The organism is Streptomyces sp. NPDC085927 (assembly GCF_044540975.1).
Taxonomy (GTDB): domain Bacteria; phylum Actinomycetota; class Actinomycetes; order Streptomycetales; family Streptomycetaceae; genus Streptomyces; species Streptomyces hirsutus.
The window spans coordinates 573,583-596,992 of record NZ_JBITSN010000003.1; the positions used below are offsets into that span (position 1 = coordinate 573,583).

Annotated in this window: 20 protein-coding genes and 1 pseudogene; 12 read left to right on the forward strand and 9 right to left on the reverse strand. The window is 71.5% G+C overall.

Annotated features, from left to right (window positions below):
* Nucleotides 1–3: 3 nt before the first annotated feature.
* On the forward strand, nucleotides 4–1,179 hold the full coding sequence (gene hutI / locus ACIF80_RS11635) for an imidazolonepropionase (RefSeq protein WP_399802471.1): 1,176 nt from the start codon (nucleotides 4–6) through the stop codon (nucleotides 1,177–1,179).
* A gap of 9 nt (nucleotides 1,180–1,188) precedes the next feature.
* On the opposite strand, the gene ACIF80_RS11640 is transcribed toward hutI, so the two are convergent.
* Complete coding sequence (locus ACIF80_RS11640) at nucleotides 1,189–2,754, reverse strand: ricin-type beta-trefoil lectin domain protein (protein WP_399802474.1); 1,566 nt, start codon at nucleotides 2,752–2,754, stop codon at nucleotides 1,189–1,191.
* 254 nt (nucleotides 2,755–3,008) lie between these two features.
* A complete protein-coding gene (locus ACIF80_RS11645; protein WP_399802477.1) occupies nucleotides 3,009–3,926 on the reverse strand; it encodes an RNA polymerase sigma factor SigF in 918 nt (305 codons plus the stop codon).
* Nucleotides 3,927–4,177: 251 nt separating this feature from the next.
* Here ACIF80_RS11645 and ACIF80_RS11650 point away from each other — a divergent pair, with 251 nt between their 5' ends.
* Both ACIF80_RS11650 and ACIF80_RS11655 read left to right on the forward strand, forming a co-directional pair.
* Nucleotides 4,178–4,555: an STAS domain-containing protein gene (locus ACIF80_RS11650; protein WP_386400545.1), complete on the forward strand. Its 378-nt coding sequence runs from the start codon at nucleotides 4,178–4,180 to the stop codon at nucleotides 4,553–4,555.
* Between the two features lie 309 nt (nucleotides 4,556–4,864).
* On the forward strand, nucleotides 4,865–5,473 hold the full coding sequence (locus ACIF80_RS11655) for an ATP-binding protein (RefSeq protein WP_399802480.1): 609 nt from the start codon (nucleotides 4,865–4,867) through the stop codon (nucleotides 5,471–5,473).
* A gap of 586 nt (nucleotides 5,474–6,059) precedes the next feature.
* Here ACIF80_RS11655 and ACIF80_RS11660 read toward each other — a convergent pair.
* Nucleotides 6,060–7,556 carry an oligopeptide:H+ symporter gene (locus ACIF80_RS11660; protein WP_399802482.1) on the reverse strand — a complete coding sequence of 499 codons (1,497 nt, stop codon included), beginning with the start codon at nucleotides 7,554–7,556 and terminating at the stop codon, nucleotides 6,060–6,062.
* 538 nt (nucleotides 7,557–8,094) lie between these two features.
* Here ACIF80_RS11660 and ACIF80_RS11665 point away from each other — a divergent pair.
* Nucleotides 8,095–8,772: a response regulator transcription factor gene (locus ACIF80_RS11665; protein ID WP_055592785.1), complete on the forward strand. Its 678-nt coding sequence runs from the start codon at nucleotides 8,095–8,097 to the stop codon at nucleotides 8,770–8,772.
* Nucleotides 8,773–8,810: 38 nt separating this feature from the next.
* Nucleotides 8,811–10,082 carry an ATP-binding protein gene (locus ACIF80_RS11670; protein WP_399802485.1) on the forward strand — a complete coding sequence of 424 codons (1,272 nt, stop codon included), beginning with the start codon at nucleotides 8,811–8,813 and terminating at the stop codon, nucleotides 10,080–10,082.
* 79 nt (nucleotides 10,083–10,161) lie between these two features.
* Here ACIF80_RS11670 and ACIF80_RS11675 read toward each other — a convergent pair whose 3' ends face one another.
* A complete protein-coding gene (locus ACIF80_RS11675; RefSeq protein ID WP_399802488.1) occupies nucleotides 10,162–10,716 on the reverse strand; it encodes a GtrA family protein in 555 nt (184 codons plus the stop codon).
* A 196-nt stretch (nucleotides 10,717–10,912) separates the two neighbouring features.
* Between ACIF80_RS11675 and ACIF80_RS11680 the strand changes: the two genes are divergently transcribed.
* Genes ACIF80_RS11680 through ACIF80_RS11690 form a run of 3 tightly spaced genes read left to right on the forward strand, consistent with a single transcriptional unit; the run spans nucleotide 10,913 to nucleotide 13,847 of the window.
* Complete coding sequence (locus ACIF80_RS11680; protein ID WP_399802490.1) at nucleotides 10,913–12,106, forward strand: 5-(carboxyamino)imidazole ribonucleotide synthase; 1,194 nt, start codon at nucleotides 10,913–10,915, stop codon at nucleotides 12,104–12,106.
* Nucleotides 12,103–12,633: a 5-(carboxyamino)imidazole ribonucleotide mutase gene (purE, locus tag ACIF80_RS11685; RefSeq protein WP_399802492.1), complete on the forward strand. Its 531-nt coding sequence runs from the start codon at nucleotides 12,103–12,105 to the stop codon at nucleotides 12,631–12,633. The genes ACIF80_RS11680 and purE overlap by 4 nt, the downstream gene beginning before the upstream one ends.
* Before the next feature lie 5 nt (nucleotides 12,634–12,638).
* A complete protein-coding gene (locus tag ACIF80_RS11690) occupies nucleotides 12,639–13,847 on the forward strand; it encodes a dipeptidase (protein WP_399802495.1) in 1,209 nt (402 codons plus the stop codon).
* Nucleotides 13,848–13,942: 95 nt separating this feature from the next.
* Here the strand turns inward: ACIF80_RS11690 and ACIF80_RS11695 are convergent, their stop codons facing one another.
* The gene (locus tag ACIF80_RS11695; RefSeq protein WP_399802498.1) at nucleotides 13,943–14,335 is read right to left on the reverse strand and encodes a VOC family protein; all 393 of its coding nucleotides are present in this window, start codon (nucleotides 14,333–14,335) and stop codon (nucleotides 13,943–13,945) included.
* 14 nt (nucleotides 14,336–14,349) lie between these two features.
* On the reverse strand, nucleotides 14,350–14,709 hold the full coding sequence (locus ACIF80_RS11700; protein ID WP_399802500.1) for a VOC family protein: 360 nt from the start codon (nucleotides 14,707–14,709) through the stop codon (nucleotides 14,350–14,352).
* Nucleotides 14,710–14,850: 141 nt separating this feature from the next.
* Between ACIF80_RS11700 and ACIF80_RS11705 the strand changes: the two are divergent.
* Nucleotides 14,851–15,357: pseudogene (locus ACIF80_RS11705) on the forward strand (CGNR zinc finger domain-containing protein); the annotation flags it as partial.
* A gap of 221 nt (nucleotides 15,358–15,578) precedes the next feature.
* On the opposite strand, the gene ACIF80_RS11710 reads toward ACIF80_RS11705, so the two are convergent.
* On the reverse strand, nucleotides 15,579–16,922 hold the full coding sequence (locus ACIF80_RS11710) for a UDP-glucose dehydrogenase family protein (RefSeq protein ID WP_399802503.1): 1,344 nt from the start codon (nucleotides 16,920–16,922) through the stop codon (nucleotides 15,579–15,581).
* A gap of 239 nt (nucleotides 16,923–17,161) precedes the next feature.
* Between ACIF80_RS11710 and ACIF80_RS11715 the strand changes: the two genes are divergently transcribed.
* Entirely contained in the window at nucleotides 17,162–18,319 is a 1,158-nt protein-coding gene (locus ACIF80_RS11715) for an acyl-CoA dehydrogenase (protein WP_399802505.1), read from the forward strand.
* Between the two features lie 117 nt (nucleotides 18,320–18,436).
* Here the strand turns inward: ACIF80_RS11715 and ACIF80_RS11720 are convergent, their stop codons facing one another.
* Entirely contained in the window at nucleotides 18,437–19,486 is a 1,050-nt protein-coding gene (locus ACIF80_RS11720) for a glycosyltransferase family 2 protein (protein WP_399802508.1), read from the reverse strand.
* A gap of 197 nt (nucleotides 19,487–19,683) precedes the next feature.
* Here ACIF80_RS11720 and ACIF80_RS11725 point away from each other — a divergent pair, with 197 nt between their 5' ends.
* On the forward strand, nucleotides 19,684–21,165 hold the full coding sequence (locus tag ACIF80_RS11725) for an LCP family protein (protein WP_399802510.1): 1,482 nt from the start codon (nucleotides 19,684–19,686) through the stop codon (nucleotides 21,163–21,165).
* A 160-nt stretch (nucleotides 21,166–21,325) separates the two neighbouring features.
* On the opposite strand, the gene ACIF80_RS11730 is transcribed toward ACIF80_RS11725, so the two are convergent.
* Nucleotides 21,326–21,883 carry an acyl-CoA thioesterase gene (locus ACIF80_RS11730; protein WP_399802513.1) on the reverse strand — a complete coding sequence of 186 codons (558 nt, stop codon included), beginning with the start codon at nucleotides 21,881–21,883 and terminating at the stop codon, nucleotides 21,326–21,328.
* 117 nt (nucleotides 21,884–22,000) lie between these two features.
* Here ACIF80_RS11730 and ACIF80_RS11735 point away from each other — a divergent pair, with 117 nt between their 5' ends.
* Nucleotides 22,001–23,275, forward strand: a complete 1,275-nt coding sequence (locus ACIF80_RS11735) for an LCP family protein (protein ID WP_399802516.1) — start codon at nucleotides 22,001–22,003, stop codon at nucleotides 23,273–23,275.
* Nucleotides 23,276–23,410: the final 135 nt, after the last annotated feature.

A 23,410-nucleotide genomic window follows, 5' to 3' on the forward strand; every position in this document is an offset into this window, starting at 1 on the left:
GCCATGAGCAGCACCGCCATCGTCAACATCGCCACGCTGGTCACCAACGATCCCTCCCTCGGAGGGGGAGGTTCACCCCTCGGTCCGATCCGGGACGCGGCCGTCGTCATCGACGGCGACCGCGTCGTGTGGACCGGTGCATCGAGCAGAGCACCCGCCACCGACGACCGGGTCGACGCCGCAGGCCGGACGGTGATCCCGGGCTTCGTCGACTCGCACTCCCACCTGGTCTTCGCGGGCGACCGCACCGACGAGTTCAACGCCCGGATGTCCGGCCGCCCCTACAGTGCGGGCGGCATCCGCACCACCGTCGCCGCCACCCGGGCCGCGAGCGACGCGGAACTCGAGGCGAACCTGACCCGTTTCCTCACCGAGGCGCTGCGCCAGGGCACCACGACCGTCGAAACCAAGTCCGGCTACGGCCTGACCCCCGAGGACGAGGCCCGCGCCCTGCGGCTGGCCGCCCGCCACACCGACGAGGTCACCTACCTCGGCGCCCACATCGTCGCCCCCGAGTACGCCGACGACCCGGCCGGCTACGTCGCCCTGGTCACCGGCGCGATGCTGGACGCGTGCGCGCCGCACGCCCGCTGGATCGACGTTTTCTGCGAGAAGGGCGCCTTCGACGGCGACCAGGCGCGCGCCGTCCTCACCGCGGGCCGGGCGAAGGGCCTGCACCCGCGCGTCCACGCCAACCAGCTCACCCACGGCCCCGGCGTGCAGCTCGCCGTCGAACTCGACGCGGCCAGCGCGGACCACTGCACCCACCTCACCGACACGGACGTCGACGCCCTGGCCGGCAGCCGTACGGTCGCGACCCTGCTGCCGGGCGCCGAGTTCTCCACCCGGGCCGCCTGGCCGGACGCCCGCAGGCTGCTCGACGCGGGCGTCACCGTCGCGCTGTCCACGGACTGCAACCCGGGGTCGTCCTTCACGTCCTCGGTGCCGTTCTGCGTCGCGCTCGCCGTGCGGGACATGGGCATGACGCCCGACGAGGCCCTCTGGTCGGCCACCGCGGGCGGTGCGGCGGCCCTGCGCCGCACCGACGTCGGCCGGCTCGTCCCCGGGGCCCGCGCCGACCTCGTCCTCCTCGATGCCCCGAGCCACGTCCACCTGGCCTACCGCCCCGGCGTCCCCCTGGTCACGGGCGTGTGGCGGCGCGGCGTCCGCGTGCTCTGACCAGCGGGATCAGGCCCCGGCACGCCATCGCTGATCCGCCCGCCCCGCCTCCCCGCCCAGGGACACCGAGCCGCTCCCGGCCGCCGTCACCGCGTGGTCCGGCGCGACGGCCGGGCGGATCACCCCCCGGGCGTCGACGGCGAAGCGCAGGTTCTGTCCGTTGCGCCCGTCCACCGAGTCGCACTCCCAGATGCCGACGCCCCGGCCCACCGCGCCACGGCTGTCCAGGCAGTAGTCGGAGTCGGCGTAGGACTGCAGCACACCGCGCTCCGCGTCGACCCGCCACCGCTGGGAACGGGAGGAGTCGCAGGCCGCCGTGACCACGTCCGTGCGGTTCTCCAGGTCGCCGTCGATGTCCAGGCACAGGCCCGACGCCAGATTCACCACCTGCGCGTACGCGCCGCCCGGCGGCGGATACGTGGGCGTGGGGGGCGGCGTGGGGGACGGTGTGGGGTGCGGAGGGGTGGAGGGGCCGGGCCTCCCGGTGCTCGAAGTCTTCGAAGGGGACGGTGCGGGGGACCGCGTCGCGGACGCGGTGGGGGGCGGTGAGGGCGTGGCCGTCACGGTCACCGGCGGCGGGACCGCCACGGTGGGGACCGGGCCCGAGGCGTGCTCGGCCGGCGTGTCGTCCGGTGACCACAGCAGGAGCAGCAGCGGCACCACGGCCACGCCGAGTGCCGTCGAGGCCAGCACCAGGCGCCGGGAGGCCGGCCACGTCCCGACTGCGGTACCGGCGCCGGCGGACGGCCCGCCCGGTGCCGGTGCGGGGGCGGTGTACGCCGTGCCCGCCCACGGCAGCAGTCCCTCGGCCAGGGTGGCGCGCGGTTCGTCCCGCAGGGCGCACAGTTCCTCGTACGCGGCGGTGCAGTGCCCGCAGTGGGCCATGTGGGTGTGCAGGTCGGCGCTGTCGCGGGTGCCGCCGGGCCGTACCGACTCCTCGATGAGCCGGCGGAAGTCGGCGCACCGGGGGTCGTCCGAGGCGGCCAGCCGGGCCCGCAGACAGGCCTGGCCCAGCGACTGCAGTGCGGGCCGGGTGTCGTAGGCCACGTCCTGGCGGGTGAGACCGAGAAGCGTCGCCGTACGGTCCGCGGGCTCCTGTTCCACGATCCCGTACCAGAGGAGGCCCTGCGCCCGGTACGGCAGTGTCCGGAACGCGGCGAGCATGGACGGGGCCGGGCCGTCGGGGCCGGACGAACTCAGGACGAGGTGCAGTCCTGCGTCCAGCCCGCCGGCCCGTCCGTCGGCGGCCCAGGTCGCCGCCACCCGGATGGTCAGCAGCAGGAGTTGGTGGCGCAGGGGGCCGCCGGGATCGGTGCCGCGGGCGGTCTCGCGGGCGGCGTGGGTGAAGGCCTGCGCGGCGAGTTGACGCGCGCCGGGATCGCCCGTGGTGCACCGGCGGGCGTAGGCGAGCACGGACGGGCCGTGCCGGGCGCGGAGTTCCTGAAGTGCCGCGTACGCGGCCGAGGTGTCGGCGCGCAGCATCTCGGTCAGCCGGATGTCGGACGCATCCGTGTGCGCACCTGGGTGTCCGCCGCCGATCCCGTCGTCGTCGACGGTTCCGTCGCCCCGAGCCATGCACCGCCTCCTAGCTCCTGGCCGCCGGACCCGTGGTCCTGACATACCAGTCGGTCTGGGCGTGCCCATAGTGGAGGAAGAAGGCCCGCGGGGAAAGGGGTGACCGTGGGTAACGCGGTGCGCCCCGCGTCCGGCCGGCACCCGGGGCCCGGGAAGGGCGTCCGGCGTCGGCGGAGTGCGGGGCGCGGAGCGTGAAGCGCTGAGTGCGGGTCGTCGGGGGGAGCGAAGTGAAGGGCGCGGAACGCGGCGTCCCCTCATTCCTCGATGGTCAGCCCCTTGCGCAGCCGTACCAGCGTGCGTGACAGCAGCCGTGACACGTGCATCTGGGAAATACCCAGTTCCTCACCGATCTCGGACTGGGTCATGCAGGCCACGAAGCGCAGCGAGAGGATCTTCCGGTCGCGCGGCGGCAGTTCGGCGATCAGCGGCTTCAATGACTCGACGTACTCGATGCCTTCGAGGCCGTGGTCCTCGTAACCGATCCGGTCCGACAGCGCGCCCTCGGAGTCGTCCTCCTCCGGCTGGGCGTCGAGCGAGGAGGCGGTGTAGGCGTTCGACGCCGCCATGCCCTCGACGACCTCGTCCCTGGAGATGCCCAGGCGCTCGGCCAGTTCGCCCACCGTCGGGGAGCGGTCGAGCTGCTGCGCCAGCTCGTCACCGGCCTTGGCCAGGTCGAGCCGCAACTCCTGCAGCCGGCGCGGTACGCGCACGGACCACGAGGTGTCCCGGAAGAAGCGCTTGACCTCACCGATGATGGTCGGCATCGCGAAAGTGGGGAACTCCACACCGCGCGAAAGCTCGAAGCGGTCGATCGCCTTGATCAGACCGATGGTGCCGACCTGGATGATGTCCTCCATCGGCTCGCTGCGCGAGCGGAAGCGGGAGGCGGCGAACTTGACCAGGGCCAGGTTCAGTTCGACGAGCGTGTTGCGTACGTACGCGTGTTCGTGGGTGCCTTCCTCCAGCGACTCCAGCCGCTCGAAGAGGGTCCTGGACAGCGCCCGGGCGTCGACCGGGCCCACCTCGTCAAAAGGGGGGATCTCCGGGAGCCCGACGAGTAGATCGTCGTCCGCGACGACACCCGCATCGTCCTGCTCGATGGGAGCCAGATGTTCCGGAGGGAGTGTCGACGTCGCTTTCTGGGTACGCGATGCGTCGAGCCGGGGTGACATGATGTCCTCCATCGTTCTCGGCGTATGGCTGCCGATGCCGTTTCGTGCACTGCGGTGTGCGGCGCCTCCAAAGCCGGCCGTGTCGAGTACGTGTCCCTACTAGCCCTACCCGTTTTCGCAAGCCCACCGCAAGTGAGGTCTGTAGCCATATGTCCGTTTGCGGCTGATTGTTCGGCTGTCGGAGTGCGCTCGGAAGGCGTAATGTTCGACAACGTCAGCAGTAGCCACGACTGGTGGGAGAGAGAGACGGCATGGACCGCGGGACGGTCGGCAGCGCACAGTCGGGCCGGCTTCTGGTCGAGGTGCGAGAAGAGGGCCCCAGTGCCGTCGTGACTCCGGCGGGTGAGTTGGATCACCACACCGCCGATCTGTTGCGCGAGCCACTGGAAAGCTGCCTTGCCAAGGGATTCAAGCGGCTTGTCATCGACTGCTCCGGCCTGGAGTTCTGCGACTCCACCGGACTCAATGTGCTGCTCGGCGCCAGGCTGAAGGCCGACGCCGCCGGGGGCGGGGTGCATCTCGCGGGAATGCAGCCCGTGGTCGCGCGCGTCTTCGAGATCACCGGGGCGGAAGCGGTATTCACCCTCCATGACAGCCTCGAGGCGGCTCTGGCCGACGATTCCGGATGACCGTGTGGGCAGGCCGGCGCCACCCCGCGGCGGGTCCGGGGGCGGGCGGTCTTCTTCCGGTGCGCCGGGCGAGGTGTCGCCCCGCGGTTCTTTCCGCGGGCCCCTTTCCGAGCCGCTCCCGAATCGTTGCGCCTTTCTTGTGCGAACGCGGGGGTGTTGCCTCGGCCACCTCGGGCAGGAGACAAGCGGAACGTGTCCGCTGCCATGGCCGGGGGGATACCGAGAACCGGATGGTCCCCCACGGCGTGACTGAATGAGTACGGATTTTTTTGAAATGGTGAACTGGTGAATCGGTGAGGTGAAGCGCTGATGAGCACCACCCGGCCTTGTCCGCCGGGCGACCGCGGTCCGGAGCCCAGCGGCGTTTCCGGGGTGCCCGGGGGCGGCGCGTCGACGGCGAGCGCGACCCAGAGGGACGTGGCCGTGCCGCCGTCCGGGGCGCAGTCCGCGGCGGCGTCCACGCCGCCGGGACCGCCGGAGGCGTCGGGGTCCTCGGGGCCGCCGGGAGGGCGTCAGGTCCGCCGGCTGAGCTTCGAGGACCAGAGCGGCGTCGTCCCCCTCGCCCGTGACTTCACTCGCCAGGCGCTGCAGGCGTGGGGCTGGCTGCCCGCCGCCACCGCCGACCGGAGAGCCGCCGCCGAGGACGTCCTGCTCGTCGTGTCCGAGCTGGTCACCAACGCCTGCCTGCATGCCGAGGGGCCGGACCAGCTGGGCATCGTCTGCGACAACAAGGTGATCCGGCTCGAGGTCACCGACCGGGGCGCCGGCCAGCCGACACCGCGTACCCCGCACCAGGCGGGCCGGCCCGGCGGGCACGGCATGTTCATCGTCCAGCGGCTCTGCCTGGACTGGGGCGTCGTACGTGCCCCGGGCGTCCCGGGCAAGACCGTGTGGGCGGAACTCGGGGCGCCCGCCTGACCGGCGGAGCCCCGCCTTCCACGACTCCACCCGGCGCGCCCCCACCGGGCGCCTCCACCGCGCACCTGTCGCGCACTCACCGCACGTGCACCGGATCGTCATGGATCCGGTGCACATCGTGTGTCTTCCTTCCTCATTCCCCCGGAGCGGCTTGACGGGCCGTCGGATCCGGTCCGACGCCGGGGAACGTACCTCCGGCAGCACCGGTACGTCCTTCGTGGGGAATCCCGTCCCCGGGGAATGACCCTCTTCCGGGCCATGGTCCTCTCCTGGTCGTACCGGTTGCCGTCCTCCGCGCGGGGCCGGCCGTGGGGGACCTCGTACGCCCCCAGGGGGCGGCGCCGAGGGCCTCGGCCCCGCGAGTCGGACCCGGCGCCGACGCAGGCTCCGTACCCCGCCCCGTGAACACGGCGAGGGAGCCCGCCCGTGTCCGCCGTGAAAACGCCCGGAGGGCCCCGCATCCGCGTACGTGCTGCTTGTACGTACGGATGCGGGGCCCTCCGGCTCGTGAGCGCGACCGCGGCGGCGAGGAGCCGACCGGGTCACGGCCTCACGGCGTCATGTCGCACGGCTCACGCGCACGAGGTCAGCGGACGTCGCCCATCAGCGCCTTGACCTTGCTGCGGTACATCCACACCGCGACACCGGCGACCACCGCGAGGGTGGCCTCCAGGGTGACGACGCCCGACCCGTTCAGGTCGACGCCGGCGATGGAGAGCAGGCCGGTCGTGGCGTCACCGGCGGTGACGGCCAGGAACCAGACGCCCATCATCTGCGAGGCGTACTTCGCGGGCGCCATCTTCGTGGTGACCGACAGGCCGACCGGGGAGAGCAGCAGCTCACCGACGGTCTGCGTGAAGTAGATCGCCACCAGCCACGCCGCCGCCGCCTTGTGACCGCCCTCGGCGATGGACAGCGGGGCGAGGAACAGGAAGAAGGACGCGCCGACCAGCACCAGACCGGAGCCGAACTTCACGATCGTGCTGGGCTCCTTGCCGCGCCGGTTCAGCGCCAGCCAGAACCAGGCGAAGACCGGGGCCAGCGCCATGATCAGGACCGGGTTGACCGACTGGTACCAGGAGACCGGGAACTCCCAGCCGAAGACGCTGTTGTCGGCCGACGCTGCGGCGAAGATCGACAGGGTCGAGCCGCCCTGGTCGTAGATCATCCAGAACACGGCCGCGGCCACGAAGAACCAGATGTACGCGGACATCTTCGACTGCTCGTCCCGGTCCAGGTCCCGGTCGCGCTTGATCCGCACCAGCACCAGCACCGGAATGATCACGCCGAGCAGCGTCAGCGGGACCAGGATCCAGTTCAGCGTGTAGTGGCCGGAGAAGCCGACGACGGCGTACGCGACGACGGCGATGCCGGCCCAGAAGGCGGACTTGCGCAGCGTGGCGGACTTCTCGGCGGCGGACAGCGGCTTGGGCACGACGCTGGACTGCGGGGCGAGGTGACGGCTGCCCAGCAGGAACTGGATCAGACCGAGCCCCATGCCGACCGCGGCGAGCGCGAAGCCGAAGTGCCAGCCGACGTTCTCACCGATGGTGCCGATGATCAGCGGCGCGGCGAAGGCACCGAGGTTGATGCCCATGTAGAAGACGGTGAAGCCGCCGTCACGACGCGGGTCGTCCGGGCCGTCGTACAACTGGCCGACCATCGTGGAGATGTTGGCCTTGAGGAGACCGGAGCCGATCGCGACCAGGCCGAGACCGGCGTAGAAGGTGCCGGCGGACGGCAGGGCCAGCGTCAGATGGCCGAGCATGATGACCACGCCGGCGACGGCGACGGTCTTGCGCGGTCCCAGGACCCGGTCGGCGAACCAGCCGCCCGGCATCGTGAGCAGGTACACCAGCGACAGGTACACCGAGTAGATGGCCGTCGCGGTACCGGCGCTCATCGCCATGCCGCCCGGGGCGACGAGGTACAGCGGGAGCAGGGCCCTCATGCCGTAGTAGGAGAACCGCTCCCACATCTCGGTCATGAAGAGAGTGGCCAGTCCGCGGGGGTGGCCGAAGAAGGTCTTCTCGGAACCGGGGATGCCCGGTGAGGCCGAGTCCTTCGTCAGGCTGGACGCCATGGTTGTTCCTTGTGGGTCGGGACGCGTCGCACGAGTGCGTACGCGCCCGGTGGGGGGCTGGCCGGCACCGGCAGGCCCTGCCGTCCACCCCCACGCCCCTGGGGAGTCCGCTCCGGATCACGGAGCGGCGGACGGTGACCACCGGGATCCACGCCTCTACGCGCGTCCATGCGCTTCGAGGCCCGGCCACAGGTCATTCCTTCCGGAGCCGGCGGGGGCTAGCCGGGACAGGCTGGCGGAAAGCCGGCCCGCACACGAAAGAGACCTTCGGCATCAACTGCGCCAAAGGTCCCCGTGGTGCAACAGGCGTTGGTTCACCATACGGCAGGACAGTGCCCGATATGGAAGGACTTGAGACAGGGATCACAGGCTCGGGGGGAACCGCGATCACCCAATCGAAGGTTCTTTCCAGGGTCGCACCCCCCACCTCCAGGCGCGGTCCCCGGGCCCCGGACGTGAGAATCCGGTGTGCGCCGGGTAAGAACCGGCGCCGGTGATCACACCCCGGACCGTGTCCGCGCGGGACTACCATCAGTCCATGACCCGTGTACTGCTCGCCGAGGACGACGCGTCCATCTCGGAGCCGCTGGCCCGCGCCCTGCGCCGGGAGGGCTACGAGGTGGAGGTGCGTGAGGACGGACCCAGCGCGCTCGACGCAGGCCTGCAGGGCGGCGTCGACCTGGTGGTGCTGGACCTCGGACTGCCGGGCATGGACGGCCTGGAGGTCGCCCGCCGGCTGCGTTCCGACGGCCACACGGTCCCGATCCTGATTCTTACCGCGCGTGCCGACGAGGTCGACACCGTGGTCGGTCTGGACGCCGGCGCCGACGACTACGTCACCAAGCCGTTCCGCCTCGCCGAACTGCTCGCCCGGGTACGGGCCCTGCTGCGGCGCGGTGCCACCGAACCGCAGCAGCCGCCCGCGACGCACGGGGTGCGCATCGACGTCGAGTCGCACCGGGCGTGGATGGGCGAGGAGGAACTCCAGCTCACCGCCAAGGAGTTCGACCTGCTGAGGGTCCTGGTGCGGGACGCGGGCCGGGTCGTCACCCGCGACCAGCTGATGCGCGAGGTCTGGGACACCACCTGGTGGTCGTCCACCAAGACCCTCGACATGCACATTTCCTGGCTGCGCAAGAAGCTCGGCGACGACGCGGCCAACCCCCGCTACATCGCGACCGTACGAGGCGTGGGGTTCCGCTTCGAGAAGAGCTGACCCCCCGTACGTCGTGATTCCGGTTCGGATATGAGGACATGCGCCGCCGACTGATCCAGTCCACGCTCGCCGTGGTGCTCGTCGTGATCGCCGTATTCGGCGTGTCCCTGGTGATCGTGGAGACCCGCACGATCACCGAAAGCGCCAGGGAGCGGGTCGAGTCCGAGGCGGTACGGCTCGCCAGCATCGTCGACAGCAGACTGCTCGTCGAGGAGAAGGTCACCGCGGAGGTCCTCAGGGACCAGGTCACCGAGGACCGCTACGTCGTCGTACGCCTGCCCGGCAGGGCGCCCATCGAGATCGGCGACAAGCCGGAGGGCGACGTCATCAGCGCCTCGGCGCCGGGCGAGGAGGGCGAGACGGTCACCGTCCAGGAGCCGCGCTCCTCGGTGACCCGTGAGGTCGGCCGCACCCTGCTGATCATCGGACTGGTGGCGCTGCTGGCGGTGATCGCGGCGGTACTGCTGGCGGTCCGCCAGGCCAACCGGCTCGCCTCGCCGCTGACCGACCTCGCGGAGACCGCCGAGCGCCTCGGCTCGGGCGACCCGCGCCCCCGCCACCGGCGGTACGGCGTTCCCGAGCTGGACCGGGTCGCGGACGTGCTGGACTCCTCCGCCGAGCGCATCGGCCGCATGCTGACCGCCGAACGGCGGCTGGCCGCCGACGCCTCCCACCAGCTGCGCACCCCCCTCACCGCGCTGTCCATGCGGCTGGAGGAGATCACCCTCACCGACGACCCCGAGACGGTGAAGGAGGAGGCGACGATCGCGCTGGCGCAGGTGGAGCGCCTGACGGACGTGGTGCAACGGCTGCTGACCAACTCCCGAGACCCCCGGACCGGCTCGGCCGTCACCTTCGAGCTCGACGAGGTGATCCAGCAGCAGCTCGCGGAGTGGCGTCCCGCCTACCGCAGCGCCGGCCGTGCGATCGTCACCTCCGGCAAGAGACATCTGCGCGCCGTCGGCACGCCGGGCGCGGTCGCCCAGGTACTGGCCGCGCTGATCGAGAACTCGCTCATGCACGGAGACGGCACGGTCGCCCTGCGCACCCGGGTCACCGGGAACCAGGCCGTCATCGAGGTCACGGACGAGGGCCCGGGAGTCCCCGCCGACCTGGGCGCCCGCATCTTCGAGCGCGCGATCAGCGGCCACAACTCCACCGGCATCGGCCTCGCGGTCGCCCGCGACCTCGCCGAGGCGGACGGCGGCCGCCTGGAGATGCTCCAGGCCAAGCCCGCGGTCTTCGGCCTGTTCCTGTCCCGCACCCCGCCGCAGAAACCCCGGGACGACAACCGCCAAACGGTGCGGTGAACGGGACCGTGGAGGGCGTGGTGAACAGGGAGTACGAGGGGGTACGCACCGGTGCCGGACCGGGTCCGGGGCCCGGTGCCTACGGCACGTGCTGCCGGGAGGGCGGCGGCCCCGCGGGCCCGTGCCCGCCCTGTGCGACGGGACCCGCCGCCGGTGCCGCGACCCCCGGCAGCGCGCGGAACACCCACGTGCGGTAGGACCAGAACCGGAACAGGGTGGCGACCCCGATGCCGAGGAACTTGAAGACGTTGCTCTGCAGCGGGCTGTCCCAGCCGAAGCCGTAGGTCGCCGTGTACAGCAGGCCGTTCTCGATCACCAGGCCGACCGCGCTGAACAGCAGGAACAGCGACATCTCCTTGGTGCGTCCGGACTTGTCGCGGTCCCGGTACGTGAAGTAGCGGAAGCCCACGTAGTTGAAGACGATCGCGACGACGGTCGCGATGACGCTCGCCCGCACCACCTGGAGATCGGTCACCTGCCGGACCAGGTTGAACACGAGAAGATTGACCAGCAGCCCCGCCCCGCCGACCGCGCCGAACTTCACGGCTTCACGGACGAGCCGGTCGAGGCGCTGCCGCATGGAGCCGCGCGGGGCCGGGGCGCCCGTCGAAGGCCCCGAGGAACCGCGTCCCATGGTCGTGCCGGCCCCCGTCCGTGGAGTGGCGTCGATGCAACGCCGAGGTGGCGTCAATCAGACCATGCTAACCACCCGTCCGCGCGATCTTCCTGCGGATGGCCCCAGGGGCCGCACACCCGTCCGGGAACGGTCGCAGACAGGCCGGGAACAGCCGTGGAACCGGCCACCGTGGCTCGACCGATACCCTGGGGGAGTGACGTTCCCGGTAGTCGGCATGGTCGGCGGGGGCCAGCTCGCTCGTATGACACACGAGGCGGGCATCCCGCTCGGCATCAGGTTCAAGCTCCTCAGTGACACTCCGCAGGATTCCGCGGCGCAGGTCGTCGGTGATGTCGTCGTCGGCGACTACCGCGACCTGGACACGCTGCGCGCGTTCGCCCGCGGCTGCGACGTGATCACCTTCGATCACGAGCACGTGCCCACCGAGCACCTCAGGGCCCTGGAGGCGGACGGCATCCCCGTCCGCCCCGGCCCCGAGGCGCTGGTGCACGCCCAGGACAAGGGCGTGATGCGTGCCCGGCTCGACGCGATCGGCGTGCCCTGCCCGCGGCACCGCATCGTCGCGGATCCCGCGGACGTGGCCGCCTTCGCGGCCGAGCTCGAGAGGGGCGGGCACGACGTGCCCTCCGGCAAGGATGGTGGTGGTCGACGGGCGGGCGGTTTCCCGGTCGTTCTCAAGACCGTCCGCGGCGGCTACGACGGCAAGGGCGTGTGGGTCGTCGACTCCGCCGAGGAGGCCGCCGAGCCGTTCCGGGCCGGGGTCCCGGTGCTGGCCGAGGAGAAGGTCGACTTCGTGCGCGAGCTGGCCGCCAACGTGGTCCGCTCCCCGCACGGCCAGGCCGTCGCCTACCCGGTCGTCGAGTCGCGGCAGGTGAACGGCGTCTGCGACACGGTCATCGCACCCGCGCCCGGCCTCGACGAGGACCTCGCCCTGCGCGCGGAGGAGATGGCGCTCAACATCGCCAAGGAACTCGGCGTCGTCGGCCATCTCGCCGTGGAGCTGTTCCAGACCCGCGACGGCCGCATCCTCGTCAACGAGCTGGCCATGCGCCCGCACAACTCCGGCCACTGGACGATGGACGGCGCGATCACGTCGCAGTTCGCCAACCACGTCCGCGCCGTCCTCGACCTCCCGCTCGGCGACCCCCGCCCGCGCGCCAAGTGGACGGTGATGGTCAACGTCCTGGGCGGCGACTACCCCGACATGTACTCCGCGTACCTGCACTGCATGGCCCGCGACCCCCAGCTGAAGATCCACATGTACGGCAAGGACGTGAAGCCCGGCCGCAAGGTCGGCCACGTCAACACCTACGGCGACGACCTGGACGACGTGCTGGAACGCGCCCGTCACGCAGCCGGCTACCTGAGAGGCACGATCACCGAATGAGCCCCAGCCCCGTAGTCGGCATCGTCATGGGATCGGACTCCGACTGGCCCGTCATGGAGGCCGCGGCCCAGGCCCTCCACGAGTTCGAGATCGACCACGAGGTCGACGTCGTCTCCGCGCACCGCATGCCCCGCGAGATGATCGCGTACGGCGAGCAGGCCGCGGGCCGCGGGCTGAAGGTGATCATCGCGGGTGCGGGCGGCGCCGCCCATCTGCCCGGCATGCTCGCCTCGGTCACCCCGCTGCCCGTCATCGGCGTCCCCGTGCCGCTGAAGCACCTCGACGGCATGGACAGCCTGCTCTCCATCGTGCAGATGCCGGCCGGCGTCCCGGTCGCCACCGTCTCGGTGGCCGGCGCCCGCAACGCGGGCCTGCTCGCGGTCCGCATGCTCGCCGCCCACGACGAAGAACTCCTGGGCCGGATGCGGGAGTTCCAGCAGGAACTGAACGACCAGGCCACGGAGAAGGGCAAACGCCTGCGCGCCAAGGTCGAAGGCGCCGGCAACGGATTCGGCTTCGGGAAGTGAGCCCCATGACGTCTTCCGACTCCGAGTCCCGCGACTCCGCGTCACTCGAGGCCGCCCGCGCGCTGCTGGCCGAGTTCCCCGTCGTCGACGGGCACAACGACCTGCCCTGGGCGCTGCGCGAGAAGGTCCGCTACGACCTCGACGCCCTGGACGTCGCCGGTGACCAGAGCGCCCACCTGCACACCGACATCCCGCGCCTGCGCGCGGGCGGCGTCGGCGCGCAGTTCTGGTCGGTGTACGTCCGCGCGGACCTGCCCGACGCGGTGCCGGCCACCCTCGAACAGATCGACTGCGTACGGCAGTTGCTGGCCCGTCATCCTCAGGACCTGGCACCCGCGCTGACCGCCGCCGACATGGAGGCGGCGCGCGGACAGGGCCGTATCGCCTCCCTGATGGGGGCGGAGGGCGGCCACTCCATCGCCAACTCCCTCGGGACCCTGCGCGGGTTGTACGACCTCGGGGTGCGCTACCTGACCCTCACCCACAACTACAACGTGGCCTGGGCGGACTCGGCGACGGACGAGCCCGGCGTGGGCGGCCTGTCGGCGTTCGGCCGTGAGGTGGTCCGGGAGATGAACCGGCTCGGCATGCTGGTCGACCTCTCGCACGTCGCCGCCACGACGATGCGGGACGCGCTGGACACCACGTCCGCGCCGGTGGTCTTCTCCCACTCCTCGGCCCGCGCGGTCTGCGACCACCCGCGCAACATCCCGGACGACGTGCTGGAACGGCTGCCCGCCAACGGCGGCGTCGCGATGGTGACGTTCGTGCCGAAGTTCGTGCTCCAGGCGGCCGTCGACTGGACGAACGAGGCCGACGAGAACATGCGCGCCCACGGTTTCCACCACCTGGACACCACCGCGGAGGCGATGAAGGTGCACGCCGCCTTCGAGGAGGCCAACCCGCGCCCCGTCGCCACCGTGTCCACGGTGGCCGACCACCTGGACCACATGCGCGAGGTCGCCGGCATCGACCACCTCGGCATCGGCGGCGACTACGACGGCACCGCCTTCACCCCCGACGGCCTGCGCGACGTCTCCGGCTACCCGAACCTCATCGCCGAGCTGCACGACCGCGGCTGGTCCAGGACCGATCTGGCCAAGCTGACCTGGCAGAACGCGGTACGGGTGCTGGGCGCCGCCGAGGACACCGCCCGCGAGCTCCGGGCGACCACCGCCCCGTCGAACGCGACCCTGGAGTCCCTCGACGGCTGAGGCCGCCCGGCGTCACCGGCGCGAGAGCCGCGGCGGCCCGGCCAGGGCCTGTCCGGCATGATCCGCCGGACAGACCCCGCGGCTGGGACGGATCCCTACGGCTGCTCGATCCGGCAGAGGCAGAACGGATGCCCTGCCGGATCGGCGTACACCCGGAAGTCCTTCTTCTCGTAGTCCTCCCGGTCCAGCACCCGCGCCCCCAGCGCCAGCACCTTCTGCTCGGCCTCGTCGACCTCCTCCCAGGTGCCGCCCGCGTCGAAGTCGAAGTGGAACTGCTGCGAGTCGTGGTCGGCCCGCGGCCAGTCCGGCGGGCTGTAGCCGGGCGCCCGCTGGAAGGCCAGCCGGGGCCCGGCGGGAATCTGGAGCACCACCCAGTCCGGGTCCTCCTCCTCGGGCATGCCGCCCCCGACGGCCGCGTAGAAGCGGGCCAGTTCGCGCGGCTCGGGGCAGTCGACGACGACGGAACGCAGACGGGCCACGGCGGCCATGGGTCCTCCCGGTGTCAGCATGCGCACAGACAGAAGGGGTGCCCCGCCGGGTCCGCGTAAACCCGGAAGGTCCGCGAGCGGTCCTCCGCGTCCAGCGGCTTCGCGCCGAGTGCCAGTACCTCCTTCTCGGCGGCGTCCAGGTCCTCGACGGTCAGGTCCAGGTGGAACTGCTGCGAGTGGTCCGGCGCCGGCCAGCGCGGCGGTACGTGTCCGGGGGCCCCCTGGAACGCGAGCACCGGCCCGCCGGGCACCTGGAGGTCCACCCAGTCGCCCTCGTCCTTGATCGTGCCGCCCACCAGCCCGGCGTAGAAACCGGCCAGCGCGTGCGGATCGACGCAGTCCAGGACGACGGCGCCCACCTTGGCAACAGGCATGACTTCCTCCTCGAATCCCTGATCCCTCATTCTTCTGGTTACCGTAAGAAGCGGGTAACCAGTAACCGTTACTGCATGCTGCCGCATGGGGGGTAACGTCGCAAGGGAAAACGCAGGGGACGCGGGAGGTACCGTCCGGACATGAGTGAGAGATCAGCCGCGCCCGGTGGACTGGTCCTGGTCCAGGACCTGGTCAACACGCTCGACCTCGAGTCGGGCGCCGACACGCTGGACACGGCGGACGGCCGCGCCCGCTTCGGGCTCTTGGAGGGCGACGCGGCCGGCGTCGAGTCGGCACGCACCCTGCGCGAGGCGCTGCGCGCGGCCCTGCTCGCCCACGCCGGCCATCCGCCGCACCGCGCGGTCGTCCCGCTCGGCACGCTGCTCGCGAAGGCTCCCCTGGTGGTCACCGTCGATCCGGCGGACGGCTCCGCCGCCCTCGCACCCGTCGACCGGGAACCCCTGCTCTCCCGGGTCGCGGCGGCCGTGGCGGAAGCGGCCGCCGCGGGTACGTGGACCAGGCTGAAGGCCTGCGAGGCCGCCGACTGCCACTGGGCGTACTACGACCGCAGCCCCGCGGGACGCGGCCGCTGGTGCTCCATGCAGGTGTGCGGAGCCCGCGCCAAGATGCGCCGCTACCGCTCGAAGCAGCCGCAGCCGCAGTCGCGGCCGCAGCAGGCCGGGACGCGGCAGGAACCGAAGCGGGCGCCGCAGCCGGAGCCGAAGCCGGAGCGGAGAGGGGCGTAGGCGTCACAGCGGCCCCACCAGGCTCGCCCCGTGGTGCAGAATGCAAGCAGACGCCGGTTCGGCCGACTGAGCCTCGGCCGAACCGGCGTCACCCGTTCCGGGCAGGCGCGTCACCCGTTCCGTCAGGCGGTGGGGCGTCCCATCGCGCGGTAGCGCCAGCCGGCCCGGCGCCACACCTCGGCGTCGAGCGCGTTGCGCCCGTCCAGGACCAGCCGCTGGGCCACGACTTCGCCCAGCGCCGCCGGGTCCAGCTCGCGGAACTCCCGCCACTCCGTCAGGTGCAGCACCACGTCCGCGCCCCGCACCGCGTCGAGTGCCGAGTCCGCGTACCCGAGGGTCGGGAAGAGGCGCCGGGCGTTGTCCATGCCCTTCGGGTCGTACACGGTGACCTGGCCGCCCTGGAGGTGTATCTGGCCCGCGACGTTCAGCGCCGGCGAGTCCCGTACGTCGTCCGAGTCCGGCTTGAAGGTGGCGCCGAGGACCGCGACCCGCTTGCCCAGGAAGGCCCCATCGCCGAGCGCCTGCCGGGTCAGCTCCACCATCCGGCCGCGCTGGCGCATGTTGATCGAGTCGATCTCCCGCAGGAACGTCAGCGCCTGGTCCGCGCCCAGCTCGCCGGCGCGCGCCATGAACGCCCGGATGTCCTTCGGCAGGCACCCGCCGCCGAAGCCGATCCCGGCGCGCAGGAACTTCGGGCCGATCCGGTCGTCGTACCCGATGGCCTCGGCCAGCCTGGCCACGTCACCGCCCGTGGCCTCGCACAGCTCGGCCATGGCGTTGATGAAGGAGATCTTGGTGGCGAGGAAGGAGTTCGCGGAGGTCTTCACCAGCTCCGCGGTCGGGAAGTCGGTCACCACGAACGGGGTGCCCTCGGCGACCGGCGTCGCGTACACCTCCCGCAGCAGCTTCTCCGCCCGCTCGCTCCGGACCCCCACCACGACCCGGTCCGGGTGCAGCGTGTCCTGGACGGCGAAGCCCTCGCGCAGGAACTCCGGGTTCCAGGCCAGTTCGGCGTCCTCGCCGGCCGGCGCGTGCTCGGCCAGGTAGGCGGCCAGCCGGTCGGCCGAGCCCACGGGCACGGTCGACTTGCCGACGACCAGCGCGGGGCCGGCGAGGTGCGGGGCGAGCGAGGCGATCGCGGAGTCGACGTACGACATGTCGCAGGCGTACTCGCCGTGCCGCTGCGGAGTGTTCACGCAGACGAAGTGGATGTCGCCGAACTCGCCGACCTCGGCCCAGTCCATGGTGAACCGGAGCCGTCCGGTGGACCCCTCGATGCCCGCCACGTGCCGGCGCAGCAGCTCCTCGAGCCCCGGTTCGTACATCGGTACCTCGCCCCGCCGGAGCAGGTCGATCTTCTCCGGTACGACGTCGAGGCCCAGCACCTCGAACCCGAGCTCCGCCATGGCCGCCGCGTGGGTCGCACCGAGATAACCGGTGCCGATCACGGTGATCTTGAGGGCCATGCGTGCTCCAGGGGTATACGGAAGCCAGTGCGGGCTGAGCATATCCGGGGCTCCCGGGCACGCCGCACGGGGCGATCCCGCTCGTTCCCGCTCATTGCGGCCCGTGGCCGTCCCGTTGTCACCAAACTCACGTACTGCCGGAGGGGGCGGGAGTTCTAAAATGGGAGTTACTTAACAGTAGTTAGCATCATCAGAGCGTTGCCTCTCGTCGCACCTCGTCGTCTTTGGAGTGAGAGACCGTGGCCGGATCGGCTGATTTCGACCTGTACCGCCCGTCCGAGGAGCACGACATGCTCCGTGACGCCGTCCGCTCGCTGGCCGAGGCGAAGATCGCGCCGCATGCCGCAGCGGTGGACGAGGACGCCCGCTTCCCGCAGGAGGCGCTCGACGCGCTCCTCGCGAACGACCTGCACGCCGTCCACGTGCCCGAGGAGTACGGCGGCGCGGGCGCCGACGCGCTCGCCACCGTCATCGTGATCGAGGAAGTGGCCCGCGTCTGCGCGTCCTCCTCCCTCATCCCCGCCGTGAACAAGCTCGGCTCCCTCCCGGTGATCCTCTCCGGCTCCGAGGCGCTGAAGAAGAAGTACATGACCCCGCTCGCCCAGGGCGACGGGATGTTCTCGTACTGCCTCTCCGAGCCGGACGCCGGCTCCGACGCGGCCGGCATGAGGACCAGGGCGGTCCGCGACGGCGACCACTACGTCCTCAACGGCGTGAAGCGCTGGATCACCAACGCCGGCGTCTCCGAGTACTACACGGTCATGGCGGTCACCGACCCCACCAAGCGCTCCAAGGGCATCTCGGCCTTCGTCGTCGAGAAGTCCGACGAGGGCGTCTCCTTCGGCGCCCCGGAGAAGAAGCTCGGCATCAAGGGCTCCCCGACCCGCGAGGTCTACCTGGACAACGTCCGCATCCCGGCGGACCGCATGATCGGCGAGGAGGGCACCGGCTTCGCCACCGCGATGCAGACCCTCGACCACACCCGCATCACCATCGCCGCCCAGGCCCTCGGCATCGCCCAGGGCGCCCTCGACTACGCCAAGGGCTACGTCAAGGAGCGCAAGCAGTTCGGCAAGCCGATCGCCGACTTCCAGGGCATCCAGTTCATGCTCGCCGACATGGCCATGAAGATCGAGGCCGCCCGCCAGCTCACCTATGCCGCCGCCGCCAAGTCCGAGCGCGGCGATGCCGACCTCACCTTCCAGGGCGCCGCCGCCAAGTGCTTCGCCTCCGACGTCGCCATGGAGGTCACCACCGACGCCGTCCAGCTCCTCGGCGGCTACGGCTACACCCGCGACTACCCGGTGGAGCGCATGATGCGCGACGCGAAGATCACCCAGATCTACGAGGGCACGAACCAGGTCCAGCGCATTGTGATGGCCAGGAACCTGCCGTAACCCTGGCCACTACCGGCCGCTGGACCACGGACAGCCGAAGGGCGCCCGAGTCTCGTACTCGGGCGCCCTTCGGTCTTTCCGCGTCCGGGAGGGCCCTGCCGTCCTGCTGAGCGAGAGTCAGGAAGCCGGGGTGCCGGCGTCCGTGTCCGCGTGGACCGCGGGCCGGCGGGAGGCGATGACCTTCTTCGCGAGCGAGCGCGGGCTGGTCAGGAAGCCCCAGCCCCAGGACATGTGCATGGTGGCCAGCGCCACCGGGATCTGCAGCCGCGCCTTCAGCGGCAGACCCTTGCCGGCGGGTATCGAGCCGAGCACGATCGCCGCGAGGTAGCCGCCGGGCACGACGAGACCCCACGGGGTGAGCAGAGCGCCGACCAGGGTCCCGGCCGCGATCGCGCACACCGCGGCCGGCGGGGCCAGGTAGCGCAGGTTGATGGAACCCGCGTGGTAGCGGGCGACGACGTGCCGCCAACGGCCGTAGTCCTTGTACTGCTTGGCCAGCGCCCGCAGGCTCGGCCGGGGCCGGTAGGACACCCTCAGCTCCGGCGAGAACCAGATCAGCCCGCCGGCCTCGCGGATGCGGAAGTTCAGCTCCCAGTCCTGGGCGCGGATGAACTCCACGTTGTAGCCGCCCTGCCGCTCCAGCGCCTCGCGCCGGAACACCCCGAGGTAGACGGTCTCGGCGGGGGCCGCCGCGCCGCCGGTGTGGAAGGCGGCGTTGCCGACGCCTATCCGGGAGGTCATCGCGGCGGCGACCGCGTGCTCCCAGTCGTTCTCGCCCTCGGCGTGCATGATGCCGCCGACGTTCTGCGCGCCGGTCTCCTCCAGGAGCCGTACCGCGGTGGCGATGTAGCCCGGAGAGAGGATCCCGTGCCCGTCGACGCGGACCACGACCGGATGGCGCGAGGCCCCGATCGCCGCGTTGAGGGCGGCCGGGGTGCGGCCGGTCGGGTTGGGCACGGTGTGCACCCGCGGGTCCTCGGCCACGAGTTCGGCGGCGATCTCGTCCGTGCGGTCCGTGGACGGACCGAGGGCGATCACGACCTCCATCTCGCCGGCGTACTCCTGGGCGAGGATCGCTTGGACGGCGCCACGCAGATGCCGCTCCTCGTTGAGCACGGGCATGATCACGGAAACGGCGGGGAGCCGCACGTCGGGATTGGCGTTCATAGGAGCCTCACGTTACCGCGAACGGGGGACAGCGGTGCGCGTGCCGGGTGCGGCTGCGCCGGGCCGCAGATCGTATCGGCCTACGGTGCTCAGGATTCCGCGTACGACCCCGTACGCCCCTGTACGACCCCATTTGTCCCCGCACTCCTCCCGCCCGCTTCCCTCTTGCGCCCCCCTCGTACGGCCCTCGCCCGGAGGTGTCCCTCTTGCCCGCGTCGTCACGGCCCCCCCGGCCCCGCACCACGCCGCAACGCCGACCGCAGCCACCACGCGAGGGCGGCCCGCGACCACCGGGACGCCGGAGACCACGCTGGGGCCCGCGGGCGGTGACCACGCTGTCGGTCCTGGTGCTCGCCGCGGCCGGGATCGGGCACGCGGTGGTCAGCAGCCTCGACGCGGGAATCGACCGGGTCGACCCGTTCCGGGACATGAAGAACCGTCCCGAGGCGGGGCACGGCATGAACGTCCTGCTCGTCGGCACGGACGGCCGCGAGAAGCTCGGCGCGGAGACGCGGCGGAAGTACCGGCTCGGCGGGGCGCCCTGCAACTGCACCGACACGATCATGATCGTGCACATCTCCGAGGACCGGGAGCGCGCCAGCGTCGTCAGCCTGCCGCGCGACTCGTACGCCATGACGCCCCCGCACACCGACCAGGTGAGCGGCGAGGAGCACGAGGGGCATCCCGTCAAGCTCAACGCGGCGTACGCGGAGGGCGGCCCGCAACTGACCGTGCGCACGGTGGAGAAGATGACCCGGGTGAAGATCGACCACTACCTGGAGCTCGATTTCACCAGCTTCATGAAGACCGTGGACGTGGTCGGCGGCGTCGAACTGTGCACCACCGAACCCCTGAAGGACAGTCACACCGGCCTCGACCTGCCGGCCGGCCGGCACACCCTGAAGGGCGGCGAGGCCCTGCAGTACGTGCGCGCCCGGTACGTCGACGGCGCCGCCGACCTCGGCAGGATGAAACGACAGCAGCACTTCACGGCCGCCCTGCTGGACCGGGCCACGTCCTCGGGGATCCTGCTGAACCCGATGAAGTTCCGGGACGTGACCCGTGCCGTGCTCGGCTCGGTCCGCGCCGACAAGGGCTTCGGCACCGGCGAACTGCTGGACCTGGGGCGGGCGCTGCGGAACTTCTCGCCCGCCTCGTCCGAGTTCACCACCGTGCCGCTCAGCAAGGAGGGGCACACGGTCAAGGGCATCGGGTCGATGCTGAAGTGGGACCCCGAGAAGTCCGAGAACATCTTCGCGGCGCTGCGCGAGGACAAACCGCTCTCCACCCACCCGGCGCCCGACGCGGCCCGGCGCGTGCCGGTGGACCCCCGGCAGATCCGCGTCCAGGTCGAGAACGGCACGGGGACGGAGGGCCTCGGCCGCCGCGTGGACGCGGCCCTCGCGGCCACCGGGTTCAACACCACCCGCGTTCCGGTCAACGCGGCGGACCGCTCCGTGCGGCGGACCGTCGTCGCCTACGACCCCCGCTGGGACCGCTCCGCGAAGTCCCTCGCCGCCGCCCTGCCGGGCAGCGAGCTGCGTGCGGTCAAGGGCCAGGGCGCCACGCTGAGGGTGATCGCCGGCACCGACTTCGAGAAGGTCCGCAAGGTGCGGGCCGAGGACCCCGGGAAGGACGAGTTCGGGGTGGTGCGGGGCGACGAGGTGAGCTGCTCGTAAGGCCCGGGGCCCGAACCCCGTGAACCCGGGGCCTGGGGCCCGGGGCCTTGCGTTCGGATCGTGCCGGGCTCACGGGGTCCGGCCCGGTCCGGGGGAGAGAGCCCGGCCCGCGGGGCCGCGGACCGCGAGGGGTGCCGGGGCCGCGGGGGGTGCCGGGTGGTCAGTCCTCGATTCCGTCCGCCGCCCGCTTCTCGCGCAGCTCCACGATCGCCCGGCGGCGGGCCAGGCGGTGGGTGCGGCGGATCTGGGCCTCCTGGTTGCGGCGCCGGTCCCGCTCGGTCTCCGATATCACCGGCGGCACGCGGCGTGGCTTGCCGTCCGCGTCGACGGCCGCGAAGACGAGGTACGCCGAGCCGACCTGGGTGGCCGGGGCGGACTCGTTCCACCGCTCGGCCAGGACCCGCACACCGACCTCCATGGACGTCCGGCCGGTCCAGTTGACCTGCGCCTTGACGTGGACCAGGTCGCCGACACGGACCGGTTCGAGGAAGGCCATCTCGTCCATCGACGCGGTGACGGCGGGGCCCCCGGAATGCCGGCCGGCGACCGCGCCCGCCGCGTCGTCGACGAGTTTCATGATCACGCCGCCGTGCACCGTACCCAGGAGGTTGGTGTCGTTGTGGGTCATGATGTGGCTGAGGGTCGTCCGCGATGCCGAGACGGGCTTGCCCGGAATGTCGGGACTCTCCGTAAGTGGGGCCGGAGCCTGATCTGTCATGGCCTCCACCTTATGCCGAGGCGGCGGCCGGGGATTTTGTGTCAGCTTCGCAACAGCGCTGCTCCTATTTCCCGAGGACTGGTACGGCGCACGCCCCGGACCTGCACACTATGGCGCATGACTGAATGGCCCGAGGCACGGCCCCACGACAACCGCGGCCCCCGCTACGGACGCGGGAGCGCGAGCGCACAGCCCGAGAGCGCCCGCGTCATGCGTCAGGTCCGCCGCGGCCCGGCGGTCCCTCCCGGCCAGGGAGCCTACGACGGCTCGGTGCCGCAGCAGCCGTCGTACGTGGACGGCAGCGGGCACGGCGGCGGCTACAGCGACTACAACACGGGCCAGGTCTACGGCTCCCCGGGCGGCGGGGGCCCCGGCGGTCCGGGTGGCGACGGCCGTTACGCGCAGCGTCCCGCGCCGGACTGGCGCCGCCGGATCAAGGTGACGTCGATCACCGTCGCGGCCGTGCTGATCGTGACGACCGTGGGCACCTACTTCTGGGCCGACTCGAAGCTCAACCGCGAGGTCGACCTGTCCATCGTGCTCGACCGGCCGGAGGCGGGCGAGGGGACGAACTACCTGATCGTCGGCTCCGACAGCCGGGCCGGGCTGACCGACGAGCAGAAGAAGAAGCTGCGCACCGGGTCGGCCGAGGGCAAGCGCACGGACTCCATGATGATCCTGCACACCGGCAGCAACGGCCCCACCCTGATCTCGCTGCCCCGCGACTCGAACGTGGAGATACCCACCTTCAAGGGCTCCGAGTCCGGCAAGACGTTCCAGGGCACGGGCCGGCAGGTGAAGCTGAACGCCGCCTACGCCGAGGACGGGCCCGAACTCCTGGTCCGCACGGTCGAGTTCAACACCGGCCTGCACATCGACCACTACGTGGAGATCGGCTTCGCCGGCTTCGCGAACATCGTGGACGCGGTCGGCGGCGTGGAGATGGACATCCCGCAGGACATCAAGGACACCAAGTCCGGCGCCGACTTCGAGAAGGGCAAGCAGACGCTGAACGGCGAGGAGGCCCTCGCCTTCGTCCGCACCCGGTACGCGCTGGCCAATTCCGACCTGGACCGTACGAAGAACCAGCAGAAGTTCCTCTCCGCCCTGGCGAACCAGGTGGCGACGCCGAGCACGGTCCTGAACCCGTTCAAGCTGTACCCGACGATGGGCGCGGGGCTGGACTCGCTGATCGTCGACAAGGACATGGGACTGTTCGGCCTGGCCGACATGTTCTGGTCGATGAAGGGCGTCAGCGGCGGCGACGGCACCTCCCTGAACATGCCCCTCGCGGGATCCTCGGGCGGCAACCTGCTCTGGGACAAGGCGAAGGTCAAGCAGCTGGTGAACCAGCTGAACAACGACGAGAAGGTCACCGTCAAGGGCAACTGAGCCCCACGGCGCCGACCCCACGGGCGGGCGGGCGGAGCGGGACGGGAGAGCGACCGAGGGCACCCCGCGGGGTGCCCTCGACCGTGTCCGGCGTCCGGTGCCGGCGTCCGGAGTCGGCCGTCCGGCGTCGGCGTC

Coding starts and splice junctions, on each gene's coding strand:
- hutI (WP_399802471.1), top strand. CDS start 4: ATGAGCAGCACCGCCATCGTCAACATCGCCACGCTGGTCACCAACGAT.
- ACIF80_RS11640 (WP_399802474.1), bottom strand. CDS start 2,754: ATGGCTCGGGGCGACGGAACCGTCGACGACGACGGGATCGGCGGCGGA.
- ACIF80_RS11645 (WP_399802477.1), bottom strand. CDS start 3,926: ATGTCACCCCGGCTCGACGCATCGCGTACCCAGAAAGCGACGTCGACA.
- ACIF80_RS11650 (WP_386400545.1), top strand. CDS start 4,178: ATGGACCGCGGGACGGTCGGCAGCGCACAGTCGGGCCGGCTTCTGGTC.
- ACIF80_RS11655 (WP_399802480.1), top strand. CDS start 4,865: ATGAGCACCACCCGGCCTTGTCCGCCGGGCGACCGCGGTCCGGAGCCC.
- ACIF80_RS11660 (WP_399802482.1), bottom strand. CDS start 7,556: ATGGCGTCCAGCCTGACGAAGGACTCGGCCTCACCGGGCATCCCCGGT.
- ACIF80_RS11665 (WP_055592785.1), top strand. CDS start 8,095: ATGACCCGTGTACTGCTCGCCGAGGACGACGCGTCCATCTCGGAGCCG.
- ACIF80_RS11670 (WP_399802485.1), top strand. CDS start 8,811: ATGCGCCGCCGACTGATCCAGTCCACGCTCGCCGTGGTGCTCGTCGTG.
- ACIF80_RS11675 (WP_399802488.1), bottom strand. CDS start 10,716: ATGGGACGCGGTTCCTCGGGGCCTTCGACGGGCGCCCCGGCCCCGCGC.
- purE (WP_399802492.1), top strand. CDS start 12,103: ATGAGCCCCAGCCCCGTAGTCGGCATCGTCATGGGATCGGACTCCGAC.
- ACIF80_RS11690 (WP_399802495.1), top strand. CDS start 12,639: ATGACGTCTTCCGACTCCGAGTCCCGCGACTCCGCGTCACTCGAGGCC.
- ACIF80_RS11695 (WP_399802498.1), bottom strand. CDS start 14,335: ATGGCCGCCGTGGCCCGTCTGCGTTCCGTCGTCGTCGACTGCCCCGAG.
- ACIF80_RS11700 (WP_399802500.1), bottom strand. CDS start 14,709: ATGCCTGTTGCCAAGGTGGGCGCCGTCGTCCTGGACTGCGTCGATCCG.
- ACIF80_RS11710 (WP_399802503.1), bottom strand. CDS start 16,922: ATGGCCCTCAAGATCACCGTGATCGGCACCGGTTATCTCGGTGCGACC.
- ACIF80_RS11720 (WP_399802508.1), bottom strand. CDS start 19,486: ATGAACGCCAATCCCGACGTGCGGCTCCCCGCCGTTTCCGTGATCATG.
- ACIF80_RS11730 (WP_399802513.1), bottom strand. CDS start 21,883: ATGACAGATCAGGCTCCGGCCCCACTTACGGAGAGTCCCGACATTCCG.
- ACIF80_RS11735 (WP_399802516.1), top strand. CDS start 22,001: ATGACTGAATGGCCCGAGGCACGGCCCCACGACAACCGCGGCCCCCGC.